This is a genomic window from Pseudomonas sp. 11/12A (genome assembly GCF_000800055.1).
GTDB lineage: Bacteria > Pseudomonadota > Gammaproteobacteria > Pseudomonadales > Pseudomonadaceae > Aquipseudomonas > Aquipseudomonas mohnii.
In genome coordinates this window covers 5649217-5663458 of the sequence record NZ_JUGV01000001.1, presented here as the reverse complement: position 1 = coordinate 5663458, position 14242 = coordinate 5649217, and the positions used below count along the sequence as shown (strand labels likewise).

At 59.3% G+C, this 14242-nt stretch carries 12 protein-coding genes; 3 read left to right on the top strand and 9 right to left on the bottom strand.

The annotated features are described in order from the left end of the window. Positions 1–78 precede the first annotated feature (78 nt). Positions 79–597, top strand: a complete 519-nt coding sequence (locus GQ39_RS26030) for an Mpo1 family 2-hydroxy fatty acid dioxygenase (RefSeq protein WP_047536088.1) — start codon at positions 79–81, stop codon at positions 595–597. Positions 598–687: 90 nt separating this feature from the next. On the opposite strand, the gene GQ39_RS26025 is transcribed toward GQ39_RS26030, so the two are convergent. The 6 genes from GQ39_RS26025 to dibA all read right to left on the bottom strand — a co-directional run bounded on the left by GQ39_RS26025 (position 688) and on the right by dibA (position 7080). After that, complete coding sequence (locus tag GQ39_RS26025) at positions 688–1677, bottom strand: sulfate/molybdate ABC transporter ATP-binding protein (protein ID WP_047536087.1); 990 nt, start codon at positions 1675–1677, stop codon at positions 688–690. A gap of 3 nt (positions 1678–1680) precedes the next feature. After that, positions 1681–2550, bottom strand: coding sequence for a sulfate ABC transporter permease subunit CysW (cysW, locus tag GQ39_RS26020; RefSeq protein WP_047536084.1), 870 nt, complete (start codon positions 2548–2550; stop codon positions 1681–1683). 12 nt (positions 2551–2562) lie between these two features. Then, the gene (cysT, locus tag GQ39_RS26015) at positions 2563–3381 is read right to left on the bottom strand and encodes a sulfate ABC transporter permease subunit CysT (protein ID WP_047536080.1); all 819 of its coding nucleotides are present in this window, start codon (positions 3379–3381) and stop codon (positions 2563–2565) included. 155 nt (positions 3382–3536) lie between these two features. Next, positions 3537–4550: a sulfate ABC transporter substrate-binding protein gene (locus GQ39_RS26010; RefSeq protein ID WP_047536077.1), complete on the bottom strand. Its 1014-nt coding sequence runs from the start codon at positions 4548–4550 to the stop codon at positions 3537–3539. A gap of 142 nt (positions 4551–4692) precedes the next feature. Continuing rightward, on the bottom strand, positions 4693–4875 hold the full coding sequence (oscA, locus tag GQ39_RS26005) for a sulfur starvation response protein OscA (RefSeq protein ID WP_028943833.1): 183 nt from the start codon (positions 4873–4875) through the stop codon (positions 4693–4695). A gap of 285 nt (positions 4876–5160) precedes the next feature. Further along, the gene (gene dibA, locus GQ39_RS26000; RefSeq protein ID WP_047536071.1) at positions 5161–7080 is read right to left on the bottom strand and encodes a phosphodiesterase DibA; all 1920 of its coding nucleotides are present in this window, start codon (positions 7078–7080) and stop codon (positions 5161–5163) included. A gap of 145 nt (positions 7081–7225) precedes the next feature. On the opposite strand from dibA, the gene desA reads away from it, so the two are divergent. Beyond that, positions 7226–8410 (top strand): delta-9 fatty acid desaturase DesA, encoded by a 1185-nt coding sequence (gene desA, locus GQ39_RS25995; RefSeq protein WP_047536069.1) that lies wholly within the window; start codon positions 7226–7228, stop codon positions 8408–8410. Between the two features lie 216 nt (positions 8411–8626). Next, positions 8627–9616, top strand: a complete 990-nt coding sequence (locus GQ39_RS25990; RefSeq protein ID WP_047536067.1) for a GGDEF domain-containing protein — start codon at positions 8627–8629, stop codon at positions 9614–9616. A gap of 51 nt (positions 9617–9667) precedes the next feature. Here GQ39_RS25990 and GQ39_RS25985 read toward each other — a convergent pair whose 3' ends face one another. The 3 genes from GQ39_RS25985 to gabD all read right to left on the bottom strand — a co-directional run bounded on the left by GQ39_RS25985 (position 9668) and on the right by gabD (position 13939). Beyond that, the gene (locus tag GQ39_RS25985; RefSeq protein WP_047536064.1) at positions 9668–10882 is read right to left on the bottom strand and encodes a response regulator; all 1215 of its coding nucleotides are present in this window, start codon (positions 10880–10882) and stop codon (positions 9668–9670) included. A 136-nt stretch (positions 10883–11018) separates the two neighbouring features. Further along, a complete protein-coding gene (gabT, locus tag GQ39_RS25980; RefSeq protein WP_047536061.1) occupies positions 11019–12299 on the bottom strand; it encodes a 4-aminobutyrate--2-oxoglutarate transaminase in 1281 nt (426 codons plus the stop codon). Between the two features lie 197 nt (positions 12300–12496). Beyond that, positions 12497–13939 (bottom strand): NADP-dependent succinate-semialdehyde dehydrogenase, encoded by a 1443-nt coding sequence (gabD, locus tag GQ39_RS25975; protein WP_047536058.1) that lies wholly within the window; start codon positions 13937–13939, stop codon positions 12497–12499. Positions 13940–14242: the final 303 nt, after the last annotated feature.

The window sequence follows — 14242 nt, the reverse complement described above, 5'->3', positions numbered from 1 at the left end:
TCCTAGAGATTGTCGCCTGGCTGACAGAGTGAGAAGTGGCCCCGGGGCAAGATCAATCACCCTACAGGAGGAATAACAATGAAAAGCCTCGTTGACCATCTCAGTCAATACGCCACCTACCACCGTGACCCGCGCAACATCGCCACCCACTTCATCGGCATTCCGCTGATTGTGGTGGCGGTGGCGGTGCTGCTGTCTCGTCCGCAATGGGCCGGGGGCTGGCTTTCTCCGGCGGTGCTGGTGTCACTGCTTTCGGCGTGGTTTTACCTGCGGCTGGAATTGCGCCTTGGTGTGCTGATGACGGTATTGCTGGGGCTGTGTGCCTGGGCCGGACATGCGCTGGCGCAGCAAAGCACAGGGGTCTGGCTCGCCACCGGCGTCGGAATGTTTGTAGTGGGTTGGGCGATTCAGTTTGTTGGCCATCACTACGAAGGGCGCAAACCGGCGTTCGTCGATGACGTCACGGGGTTGATTGTCGGGCCGTTGTTTGTGGTGGCGGAACTGGCGTTCCTGCTGGGGATGCGTCATGAGCTGAAAGAGCAGATTGAGGCGCGAGCTGGAGGTATGCGGCTGAATCCGAATCGCACGGCTGTCTAGGCCGCAATCGCCAGCAGGCTGGCTCCCACAAGGGATTTGTGTCGATCACAGATCCAGAGTGGGAGCCAGCCTGCTGGCGATGCTTTTGCTTCAGAGGTTGGCGACTTTCTGCCAGACCTTCGGCTTGAAGAACAACGTCTCGCCCTTCGCCAGCCCAATCAGGCTGTCGTGGTCCTTCACCACTTCGGCTTCGATCAGATCGCTCTGCCCCTCAACCTTCAACGTCACCCGCGTCGTCGCGCCCAATGGGCGGATATCGCGCACCTCGGCCGCATGGTGATCTTCCAGTTCATGCCGTGACAGCGACACTTCATGCGGACGGAACAGCACGTGATTGTCTTCGCCCAGATGCAGACGGTTCGAATCGCCGAGGAAGTGATAAACGAAATCGCTGGCCGGGTTTTCGTAAACGTCGCCCGGTGAGCCGATCTGCTCGATCACACCTTTGTTCATCACCACGATGCGGTCGGCGACTTCCATTGCTTCTTCCTGGTCGTGGGTCACGAACACCGAGGTCAGGTTGATGTCTTCGTGCAGGCGCGCCAGCCAGCGGCGCAGCTCTTTGCGGACCTTGGCGTCAAGGGCGCCGAACGGTTCGTCGAGCAGCAGTACTTTTGGCTCTACCGCCAGGGCACGGGCCAGGGCGATCCGCTGGCGCTGGCCACCGGACAGTTGTTCCGGGTAGCGATCCGCCAGCCAATCCAGCTGCACCATGTTCAACAGTTCGTGGACCTTGGTCGCGATCTGGCTTTCGCTCGGGCGCTGGTTCTTGGGCTTCATGCGCAGGCCGAACGCGACGTTGTCGAACACCGTCATGTGGCGGAACAAGGCGTAGTGCTGGAACACGAAACCGACGTTGCGATCACGCACGTCATGACCGGAAACGTCTTCGCCGTGGAACACAATGTTGCCCTGGTCCGGGGTTTCCAGCCCGGCGATGATCCGCAGCAACGTGGTCTTGCCACAGCCAGACGGGCCGAGCAGCGCCACCAGTTCACCGCTGTGGATGTCCAGGCTGATGTTGTCCAGCGCCTTGAACGCATTGAAATTCTTGCTGACGTTACGCACTTCGATCGACATGAATTATTCCTCCGCGGCGCTGGCGCGCAGGCGGTTAATACGGTTTTCGCTCCACTGCTTGAGCAGCAGGATGAAGAGCGCCAGGATCAGCAACAGGCTCGCCACGGCGAACGCGGCCACGTGGTTGTATTCGTTGTAGAGGATCTCGACGTGCAGCGGCAAAGTGTTGGTCACTCCGCGAATGTGCCCGGAAACCACCGACACCGCACCGAATTCACCCATGGCCCGCGCAGTACACAACACCACGCCGTAGATCAGGCCCCATTTGATGTTGGGCACCGTGACGTGCCAGAACATCTGCCAGCCATTGGCCCCGAGCAAACGTGCGGCCTCTTCTTCCTGGGTGCCCTGCTCCTGCATCAGCGGGATCAGCTCGCGCGCCACGAACGGCACGGTGACGAAAATCGTCGCCAGCACGATGCCCGGCAAGGCGAAGACAATCTGGATGTCATGATCCTGCAACCACGGGCCGAACAGCCCTTGGGCGCCGAACATCAGTACGTAGACCAGACCGGCGATCACCGGCGACACCGAGAACGGCAGGTCGATCAGCGTGACCAGCATGCTCTTGCCACGGAACGAGTACTTGCTCACGCACCAGGCCGCGCTCACACCGAACACCAGGTTCAGCGGCACCGAAATCAGCACGGCGATCACCGTGAGTTTCAGCGCGGACAGCGCGTCCGGTTCAAAAATCGCGGTGAAGAACGCACCCAGGCCATTCTTCAGGCCCTGGGACACCACGATGAACAGCGGCAGTAGCAGGAACAGCGTAAAAACCAGCCAGCCAAGGCCGATCAGGATTCGCCGCGAAGTCGCACTGCCACGACGGGCTGCGTTCGAGGAAGCGGCAGCAATGGACGATTGGGACATGTGTGCGCCTCCTTATGGGGTTTCGATGCGTCGCTGCAACAGGTTGATCAGCAGCAACAGGACGAAGGAAACCACCAGCATCAATACGCCAATGGAGGTAGCGCCGGTGTAATCGTACTGGTCGAGCTTGACCATGATCAGCAGCGGCAGGATCTCGGTTTTCATCGGCATGTTGCCGGCGATGAAAATCACCGAACCGTACTCGCCGACCCCACGGGCAAAGGCCAGGGCAAAACCGGTGAGCCAGGCTGGCAACAATGCCGGCACCAGGATATGGCGGAAAACCTGCAACGGTTTTGCTCCCAGGCATGCCGCCGCTTCTTCCACCTCACGAGGAATATCAGCCAGTACAGGTTGTACGGTACGTACTACGAATGGAAGTGTCACAAAAGTGAGGGCAAGGGTGATGCCGAGGGGGGTGTAGGCGATCTTGAACCCCAGATCCGCTGCGAACTGACCCACCAGACCTGTGGGGGTGTACAACGCGGTCAACGCAATACCGGCCACGGCCGTGGGCAATGCAAACGGCAAGTCGATCATTGCATCGATGACTTTGCGCCCGGGGAAGGTATAGCGCACCAGCACCCAGGCCAGCAGCGTGCCGATGATGCCGTTGATAATCGCGGCGTACAGCGCGGTGCCAAAGCTGAGCTTCAACGCCGACAGCACCCGTGGTGCCGAGATGATTGCCCAGAACTGATCCCAGGTGAGTTGAGCGGCATGCACGAACATCGCCGCCAGTGGTATGAGCACAATCAGGCTGAGGTACACCAAGGTGTAGCCCAGCGTCAGCCCGAAGCCGGGTATGACGGGGGAGATACGACGCGACATAAAAGTCCTTGGTTAAAAACGCATCAATGTGGGAGCGAGCCTGCTCGCGAAGAGGCCATATCAGTCAACATCCAAATCGCCTGATCCACCGCCTTCGCGAGCGAGCTCGCCCTCACATGTTTCGTGCCCAGACATCAGGCTCGTTGTCAGTCAGATTACTGCGCCTGGTAAATCTGGTCGAACACGCCACCGTCGTTGAAGAATTTCGGTTGCGCGGTTTTCCAGCCGCCGAAGTCTTTATCGATGGTGACCAGCTCCAGTTTCGGGAACTGATTGGCGTACTTGGCGGCGACATCCTTGTCCCGTGGACGATAGAAGTTTTTCGCCGCGATTTCCTGACCAGCCGGGCTGTACAGGTGCTTGAGGTAGGCTTCGGCGATCTGCTCGTTGCCCTTTTTCTCGGCGTTCTTGTCGACTACGGCGACCGGAGGCTCGGCGAGGATCGACAGCGAAGGCACGACGATGTCGAATTTGTCGGCGCCGCCATCTTCTTTCAGCGCCAGGAAGGCTTCGTTTTCCCAGGCCAGCAACACGTCACCCTGACCGTTGTTGACGAAGGTGATGGTCGAACCGCGAGCACCGGTGTCCAGCACAGGCACGTGCTTGAACAGGGTTTGCACGTATTCCTTGGCTTTGGCTTCGTCACCGCCGTTGGCTTTCAGGCCGTAGGCCCAGGCAGCGAGGAAGTTCCAGCGTGCACCGCCGGAGGTTTTCGGGTTCGGTGTGATCACCGATACGTCGTTCTTGACCAGGTCGCCCCAGTCCTTGATGCCTTTAGGGTTGCCCTTGCGCACCAGGAACACGATGGTCGAGGTGTAAGGCGTGCTCGCCTCCGGCAGGCGTTTTTGCCAGTCGACGGGCAGTGTCTTGCCAAGCTTGGCGATTTCATCGATATCACCGGCCAGGGCCAGGGTGACGACGTCGGCACGCAGACCGTCGATCACCGCCCGACCCTGCTTGCCCGAACCACCGTGGGACTGCTGGATCTTCACGCTGTCGCCAGCATGGTCCTTCTGCCAGAACTTGATGAACTCGGCGTTGTAGTCCTGATACAGCTCACGGGTCGGGTCGTACGACACGTTGAGCAACTCGTAATCCTTGGCAACCGCAGAACCCGCAAAAAGGGCACTGGCCAGGGCGGCCAAAGCGAACTGACGAATCGACGACATGGTGAAAGCTCCTGGAATTCTTGGGTATTGGCTTTTTTTATGATCTGGAATCGGATGCTTGCTCAAAGATCGCAGCCTGCGGCAGCTCCCACACAATCCCCCGCAAGAACTGCCGCAGGCTGTGATCTTTTGATTTTTCGCTTCAGCCCGGTTTGTTTCCCGGGTTCTGCAGGCGGAATTTTTCTTTGCGTTCGATCTGAACCACCTGGGCGTTGTGGACGGTGATTTCCACTGCGCCAAAACGCAGATCGCGCAGGGCGCTCTGGATTTCACGCAGGATGGTTGCTTCGTCCTGGCCGTCAACGCTACGTAGAGATGCGCTCATGGTGCTGCTCCTTCGACTGAGAGGTTGCCTGGCAGTGGCGGCACTGCTTGCGGCGTGAGACCAATAGTAGAGAGGCGCAGATATTCTTAAAAAGACTATTTAAGAATGTTTATATAACCAAAAGAAATTATTTGATGGGGCAAGGGTTTGCAGGGGGAGGGAATTCTGTAGGAGCACGCTTGCTCGCGATGGACGCGAATGAAAACCAGGACGGCCTGGATGAACGCGGCGTTCCTGCCACCCTCGCGAGCAAGCTCGCTCCTACAGGTTTTGCGCAGCAGACGCTTAACCGATTGCCGGTGCATGCGCCCAATTCAGTTGCCCTGGAGGCACCGGCCGCCCGAACCAATACCCCTGGCCCAGATGGCTGCCAAGCTCAAGCAGGAGCGCCGCCTGTTCGACCTGCTCGATCCCCTCGGCCTGCACCTGCATTCCCATGCTGTGCGCCAGGGCAATGATCACCCGCACAATGGCTCCGTCGTCTTCGTCCCCCGGCAGCCCGGCGACAAAACCCTGATCGATCTTGAGCTTCTGCACCGGCAGGCGCTTGAGTCGCAGCAGCGACGAATAACCGGTGCCGAAGTCATCGATGGCCAGGCGCACCCCCAATTCGCGCAATCGGTGCATTTGCTCAAGCGCGACCTCCGGGTCTTCCATCACCGCGCTCTCGGTGACCTCCAGTTCCAGATAGGCCGGGTCCAGTCCGGTGTCGCGCAACACCTGAGCCACTTGCTGATACAGCTCACGACGGGCGAACAGGCGCGATGAGACATTCACCGCGACGAACGACAAGGCCACGCCAGCCTGTTGCCACTGGCACATTTGCTCACACGCTTGGCGCATGACCCAGGCGTCGATTTCGGCAATCAGCCCAGTGCGCTCGGCGACGGGAATGAACTCTGCCGGCGACACTAATCCGCGCTCCGGATGCTCCCAACGCACCAGCGCCTCGACACCGATCATACGGCTGGTTGGCATGTCATGGATCGGCTGGTAGTAAACCCGCAATTGCTGCTGCTCCAGCGCGCGGCGCAGCTCGAATGCAAGCTCGACCCGTTGTTGCGCGTGGGCGGTCAGCTCTTCGGTGTAGAGGGCATAGCCATTGCGGCCGGCGCTCTTGGCCTTGAACAGCGCCGAGTCGGCGTTGCGCAACAATTGCTCAGCGCTCAAGGCATCGCCGGGAAACAGGCTGATACCGATGCTGGTGTTGATGAACAGCTGATGCTCGTCGATAAGGAACGGCTCTTTGAGGCCATCGATGATCCGCTGCGCCAGCGCCGCAGCCTGGACCAATTGCGGACAGCTCTCGGCCAGCACCGCAAACTCATCGCCCCCCAGCCGTGCCAGCGTAATGCCCGGCCCGAACATCGCCGCAAGACGCTCCGCCACCGCTTTGAGCATGTGATCGCCGATGGTGTGCCCGAGGCTGTCGTTGATCATCTTGAAGTGATCCAGATCGACCATCAGCAGCGCACAGCCGCGCTTTTGAGCCTGCGCCGAAGTCAACGCCTGCTGGGCGCGATCGGTGAACAGCAAGCGGTTGGGCAGATCGGTCAATGGATCGTGGTGCGCCAGGCGAATCAGTTCGTGTTCGGAGTTCTTGATCGCGCTGATGTCGGAAAACACTGCCACGAAATGGCTGAGCCGCCCATGATCATCATGAATGAGACGAATCGTCTGCCATTGCGGATAGATTTCGCCGCTTTTGCGACGGTTCCAGATTTCCCCGCTCCACTCGCCTTTGCTCTGGAGTGTCGCGAACATCGCCTGATAGAAAGCGGCCGGATGGCGCCCGGACTTGAACAGGCTGGGCCTTTGCCCCAGCACTTCCTCACTCTGATAACCGGTGATTTGGATGAAAGCCCGGTTCACATGGACAATCAATCCATCGTGATTGGTAACCAATACCCCTTCGCGGGTGCAATCGAATACAGCGGCGGCCTGACGCAATCGCTCCCGGTCTTCGCTGCGCTCACGCAATTTGGCGCCGATGCCGAGACAACGAAGCAATCGCGCCCGGGCAATGAAGATAAACCCGGCACTGATCACCACCCAAGCATAACCGTTGATCAGTTGCCATCGCGAAAGCTCGGCAGAATTATCGAAGAAGCTGTTCAATAAATGGCTACTGAACTGCAGCCAGATCATAGAAAGCAAGAGGTAAAGCAGCGCTGCACGCACGGCATAGCGATAGCTGGCAGACATTAGGCTTTCCATATCCCTGCAAAAAACCGGGATTATAGGCCAAAGTCACATCCAGCCACTCATATCCGAAAGGGCGACTGGTTTTCTCCGTGGGCTTAGTGATAATGCAACGGCTGTTTTTTCTTTATCGAGGGCCCTATAGCCTATGTGGTACGAAGGTTTTCTCGGCTTGTCGCCCTGGTCATTGGTGGCAGTCACCCTGCTGATGACCCACGTGACAATCGTCGGCGTCACGGTCTATCTGCACCGTTACTCAGCCCATCGCTCGCTTGAGCTGAATGCCGGCCTGAAACATTTTTTCCGTTTCTGGCTGTGGTTGACCACGGCGCAGAACACCCGCGAGTGGACCGCTATCCATCGCAAGCATCACGCTAAATGCGAAACCGTCGATGACCCGCACAGCCCGGTCATCAAGGGTCTGTCCACCGTTCTGCGCAAAGGCGCCGAGTTGTACCGCGCCGAAGCGGAAAACCCCGAGACCCTGCGCATCTACGGCAAGAACTGCCCCGAAGACTGGATCGAGCGCAATCTCTATACCCCCTTCCCGCTGCTGGGCGTGGCGATCATGGCCGTCATCGACCTGCTGCTGTTCGGCACCATCGGCATCACCATCTGGGCCGTTCAGATGATGTGGATCCCCGTATGGGCCGCCGGCGTGGTCAATGGCCTGGGCCATGCCATCGGCTACCGCAACTTCGAATGCCGTGACGCGGCGACCAATCTGGTGCCCTGGGGCATCCTGATCGGCGGTGAAGAACTGCATAACAACCATCACACCTACCCCAACTCGGCAAAACTGTCGGTGAAGAAGTGGGAGTTCGATCTGGGGTGGGCCTGGATTCAAGTGTTCAGCTTCCTGCGTCTGGCCAAGGTCCAGCGGGTCGCGCCGATTGCCCATCGTGTCGAAGGTAAAGGCCACCTGGACATGGACACCGCCATGGCGATCCTCAACAACCGCTTCCAGATCATGGCCCAGTACCGCAAATTGGTGATCGGGCCGCTGGTCAAGCAGGAGCTGGAAAAGGTCGATCACTCGGTCCGCCACCAGTTCCACCGCGCCAAGCGCTTGCTTTCGCGCGAAACCAGCCTGCTGGACGACAAACACCATGTCCGCATCCAGAACATGCTCGAGCACAGCCAGGCGCTGAAGGTCATTTACGAAAAACGCCTGGCCTTGCAGCAGATCTGGGTCAAGACCAGCTCCAATGGTCACGACATGCTGGCCGCCATCAAGGATTGGGTACACGAAGCCGAAGCCAGCGGGATTCAATCCCTGCGTGACTTCGCCGGCCAACTCAAAACCTACTCCCTGCGCCCGACCGCTGCCTGACGGTGGCGGCGGCGCAGCAGACGCAAAATCGGCGACGCGTTTTAATCGAATAAAAAGCGTCGCCAATACCGCCCAGCGGGAGCAAGCTCCCTCGCCACAAAAATGTGGGAACTTCGCTTCAAATCGTCCCTCTCAAAGACACTTCGCCACCCAGGCGGGCTTCGTTGTGGCCGCTTTCGAATCCAAAGCGGCGCACGCCCTTTGAGATGTGTACCCATGGTCATTAAAAACCAAGAAGACCCATCCCCTTCGCAATGGCCCGAGGCCGCGCAAACCCTGCTGGCGCTGATGCATGCCCAAGGTGAAGTGGCGCGACTGAGCGAACGCGAACAGCTGTTCAGCACCCTGCTGGTGAGTGTCAATGCCGTGCTCTGGGCATTCAACTGGGAAACCCGCCAGGTGCTGTATGTCAGCCCGGCCTATGAGCGGATTTTCGGGCGCTCCGCCGACCTGCTGCTGTCCGACTACAACCAGTGGCGTGACAGCATCTACCCCGACGATCTGGAATATGCCGAGCGCAGCCTGGCGGACGTGCTGGAAAAAGGCGCGATCGAAGACCGCGAATACCGGATCATTGCCGCCGACGGCCAAGTGCGCTGGCTCAGCGACAAATGCTTCATGAACCGCCAGGCCGAGCCAGGGCAGCCGGTCATCATCGTTGGCATCGCTGAAGACATCACCGACAAGAAGCAAATGGAAACCGAGCTGCAACGCCTGGCCACCACCGACGCCCTGACCCAGAGCAGCAATCGTCGCCACTTCTTCGAAGGCGCTCATCAGGAATTCGAAATGGCACGTCAACAAGAGACGCCGTTGTCCTTCCTGATGCTGGACATCGATGACTTCAAAATGATCAACGACACCTATGGTCACCAGGAAGGCGATAACGTCCTGCAGCGTATCGCCGAGAGCGGTCGAGCGGCGTTGCGCCGTGGCGATCTGTTCGGGCGCATTGGTGGTGAGGAGTTCGCGGCGGTGTTCCCGGGCTGCACGCCGGACATGGCCCTGCAAGTGGCTGAACGACTGCAGAGGGAGATCCAGCGTTTGAGCTTCAAGCATGACGGCCAGACGTTTGGCATCACCGTCAGTCAGGGGCTGACCAGCCTTGTCGCCGGGGACGAAAATGTGGATAGCCTGTTTGCCCGCGCGGACGCAGCGATGTATCAGGCCAAGCGTGAGGGCAAGAACCGGATAGTGACGGCCTGAATGCCCTTCCAGGAACTGCCTTGCCAGCTCCTGCAGGGTTTGGGTGAAGCCTTATTTTTTGCGCAGGCGCACCAACTCCGGCAAACCGATCTTGAGCAGGCGCGCCGTACGGCTCTTGGCCAGGTCCTCAAGCCCCTCATACTCGCTCAAGCGCGCCAGCTGCGCCGCCATGTTCATCACCAGCGCTTCACGGGAGTAGACCCCGCCACCGAGCTGGTAGGTCGCCGCAATCAGCTCTCGTAGCTCCAGCGGCAATCGCCAGCGTGTACGCAGCGCCGAACCGTAGGCCGCGCTGAATTCGGCCAACGCCTCGCCAACCGCCTCTTGCTCGTCCAGCTCGCCACCGGCCTGCTTCCATTCCTGCAAACAACGCAACAACGCCAGATCGCCGAGCCGATGCAACATGCCCGCGCAATAGCATCGGGCCTGATCCAGATCGAGCAAGCGCGCCAGCGTTCGCGCGTATTCGGCGGTGTGCAGCGACAAGTCCCAATAGCGCTCGGCGTAGTCCGACAGAGACGGATCACTGAGCCGTGCACTGCGCTTGAGGGCCAGGCCGAGAATCAGGTTCATGCTTTGCCCGGTACCCAGTCGGTGCAGCGCCTGCGACAGGGTTTGTACAGGTGCGCCGTGATGCTGGGCCGCGCTGTTGGCGGCGGCGATCAGAACCGCCGTGACCTGCGGGTCTGTGCGGATCTCGTCTTCCAGCGCCGTCAAGTCCAGACCGTCAGGATTGAGGCTACGCTTGACCGCCAACTGCACGTCGGTCATGAGCGGCGCGCCCTCAGACAGTTCGCGACGACGCTCCAGGAATACAGACAGGGTCATGCCCGGCGCCAGCGCCGGCACTTCGCACGACACCTCTTCCCCCGCATCGAGCAGCAAACCCTGCAAGCGCTGAGTCAGGCTTTCCATGTTCAACGGTTTGGTCAGGTAGGCGGCAGGCGCCAGCGGCAAGACCTCGCGTACGCTGGCGCTGTCGTTGCGACTGCTCATCAGGATGAAGGGCAACGGTGGGTTGCGTTTGCGCTGGCGAACACTGCGCAACACACTCAGGCCGTCGACACCGGGCAATTCCCAGTCGACGATCACCAGATCGTAAGGGTGGGCCGCCAGCAGCTCCAACGCCTGCTGGCCGTCGGCGCACAGATCCAGTCGTGCGTCACAGCGAACGTTCAACAACACTTCCTTGAGCAGATCACGGGACCAAGGGTCAGCCTCAGCGATCAGTACTCTCGGAACCGCGGGTAAAATGACAGCTGTCATACAGCTCTCCCTGACAATGCTCGAACCTTATCCAATGCCGCTCCTTCGAAATAGTATCAATACGGGGTATCTGTTCTGGCAGATATAAAAAAACCCGCCGAAGCGGGTTTTTTGTCGATCAAGTCACACTTGGCGATCAGAGCTCAGCGAAGCATTCTTCGATGATCGCCAGACCTTTGTCCAGTTGTTCGTCCGGAGCAGTCAGCGGTACCAGGACGCGCAGAACGTTGCCGTAGGTGCCGCAGGACAGCAGGATCAGGCCTTTGTCGCGAGCCTTGGCCACAACGGATGCCACAGCGGCAGCATTCGGCTTGTGGCTGTCGCCGTTTTCGAACAGTTCAACAGCGATCATTGCGCCCAGGGCACGGACTTCACCGATCACCGACGGGTATTTGGCCTGGATGGCTTTGAGGCCAGTGACCAGACGCTCGCCGACGGACTTGCAGCGGTCCAGCAGGTGCTCTTCTTCGAACACTTCCATCACGGCCAGGGCCGCGGCGCAAGCGATCGGGCTACCGGCGTAGGTGCCGCCCAGGCCGCCTGGAGCGATAGCGTCCATGTATTCGGCCTTGCCGCACACACCGGCCAGCGGGAAGCCGCCAGCGATGGATTTGGCGAAAGTGGTCAGGTCGGCAGCAACGCCCATCTGTTCCATGGCGAAGAACGTACCGGTACGGCCCGCGCCGGTCTGTACTTCGTCAGCGATCATCAGGATGCCGTGCTGGTCGCACAGGGCACGCAGACGCTTCATGAATTCTTTCGGCGCGACGTAGAAACCACCTTCACCCTGTACAGGCTCGATGATGATCGCGGCGATGTCTTTCGGCTCGGCGTCGTTCTTGAAGATGCGCTCGATGGAAGCGATCGAATCGTCGATGCTCACGCCATGCAGTTCGTTCGGGTACAGCGCGCGGAAGATACCGCCTGGCATCAGACCCATGCCAGCCGAGTAAGGCACGACTTTACCGGTCAGGCCCAGGGTCATCATGGTGCGACCGTGGTAGGCGCCGGTGAAGGCGATCACGCCGGCACGGCCAGTGGCGGCACGAGCGATTTTCACGGCGTTTTCCACGGCTTCGGAACCGGTGGTGACCAGCAGGGTTTTCTTGGCGAAATCACCTGGCACCTTGGCGTTGATTTTTTCGCACACTTCCACGTACGGCTCGTAGGCCAGTACCTGGAAGCAGGTGTGGGTCAGCTTGTTCAGTTGCTCGGTCACGGCGGCGATGACTTTCGGGTGCACGTGACCGGTGTTCAGCACAGCGATACCGCCGGCGAAGTCGATGAACTCGCGACCTTCAACGTCAGTCACGGTAGCGTTCTTCGCGGACTCGGCGAAGATCGGGTGAATCTGGCCTACGCCACGTGGAACAGCAGCGGTACGGCGGGCCATCAAAGAAGCGTTAGTCTTGCTCATACATTCCTCATTCGCCGCTCATCGGTCGGCGTGGTTCAAGGATTAGGCAGCGAGGAGGCAACTTCGGCAGCATGCGATGATCGACTGCCACAGCTTTCCCCGCCACAGAGAAAATTCCGTTTGAAGCACGCAAAGGAACAGCGCTCTCGTGCCCTTTGCGTTTGAAGCAATGCCTTGCCGGGCTTATGCCCTCGAGCTTAGATGCCCAGGCAGAGGTATTTGATTTCCAGGTAATCTTCGATGCCGTACTTGGAGCCTTCACGGCCCAGGCCCGAGGCCTTGATGCCGCCGAATGGCGCGACTTCGTTGGAGATCAGCCCGGTGTTGACGCCGACCATGCCGTATTCCAGGGCTTCAGCCACACGGAACACACGACCCAGGTCACGCGCATAGAAGTACGAGGCCAGACCGAACTCGGTGTCGTTGGACATCGCGATGACATCGGCTTCGTCTTTGAAGCGGAACAGTGGAGCCAATGGACCGAAGGTTTCTTCCTTGGCCACGGCCGCGTTGTTCGGCACGTTGGTCAGGATGGTCGGCTCGAAGAAGTTGCCTTCGATAGACTTGCCGCCGGACAGCACGGTAGCGCCTTTGGCAACGGCGTCAGCGATGTGCTCTTGCACCTTGGCCACGGCTTTTTCATCGATCAGCGGGCCAGTGGTGGTGCCTGCTTCCAGACCGTTGCCGATCTTCAGCTTGGCCACGGCCACTTTCAGCTTCTCGGCGAAGGCGTCGTAGACCGAATCCTGGATGTACAGGCGGTTGGCACAGACGCAGGTCTGACCGTTGTTACGGTACTTGGAAATGATCGCGCCTTCGACGGCCTTATCCAGGTCCGCGTCGTCGAACACGATGAACGGTGCGTTGCCGCCCAGTTCCAGGGACACTTTCTTGATGTCCTTGGCGCATTCGGCCATCAGTTGACGACCGATTTCGGTCGAACCGGTGAAGGACAGTTTGCGCACGATCGGGTTGCTGGTCAGCTCGGTGCCGATGTCGCCGGCGCTGCCGGAAACCACGCTGAACACACCAGCCGGGATGCCGGCACGCTGGGCCAATTCAGCCAGGGCGAACGCGGAGAACGGCGTTTGCGAAGCAGGCTTGAGCACCATGGTGCAACCGGCGGCCAGGGCCGGGCCGGCTTTACGGGTGATCATCGCGGCCGGGAAGTTCCACGGGGTGATGGCAGCGGTCACGCCGATTGGCTGCTTGATCACGATCAGGCGCTTGTCTGGCTGGTGGCCCGGAATCACATCACCGTAGATGCGCTTGGCTTCTTCGGCGAACCACTCGATAAAGGAAGCGGCGTAAACGATTTCGCCCTTGGCTTCGGCCAGTGGCTTGCCTTGTTCCAGGGTCATCAGGCGAGCCAGGTCGTCCTGGTTCTCGATGATCAGCTCGAACCAGCGACGCAACTTGTTCGCACGCTCTTTGGCGGTCAGTGCACGCCAGGCCGGCAGCGCTTTGTCAGCAGCTTCGATTGCACGGCGGGTTTCGGCAGCGCCCATTTTCGGCACAGTACCCAGAATTTCGCCCGTTGCCGGGTTGTTGACCTTGATCGTCTGACCATTGTCCGCATCAACCCAAGCGCCATCGATGAAGGCTTGCTGGCGGAACAACTGGGTGTCTTTAAGCTGCATGTCGGCTTTCCTTAACAGCACCGCGCGATACGCGGAGCAAATTATGATTGTAGAAAGGCGCCTCAGTAGGCTGCCGTCAGGGAAATCATTCACCGGGCTGAAGCACATAAATAGCGCACGTATTGAATTCGTGCGGTTCAGCACCCAGACAAGAGCGTTTGAAATCTCAAACGAATCCTAGGATCAAAGGGGTTAAAGGACAATAGGGCGTTCGAAAAAAAGAACGAAAACGTCTTTTTTGCTGTGATTTTCTGATCAACGTAACAAAGACAGGTTACGCTTTGGAAAAACGCAGGCGATTCA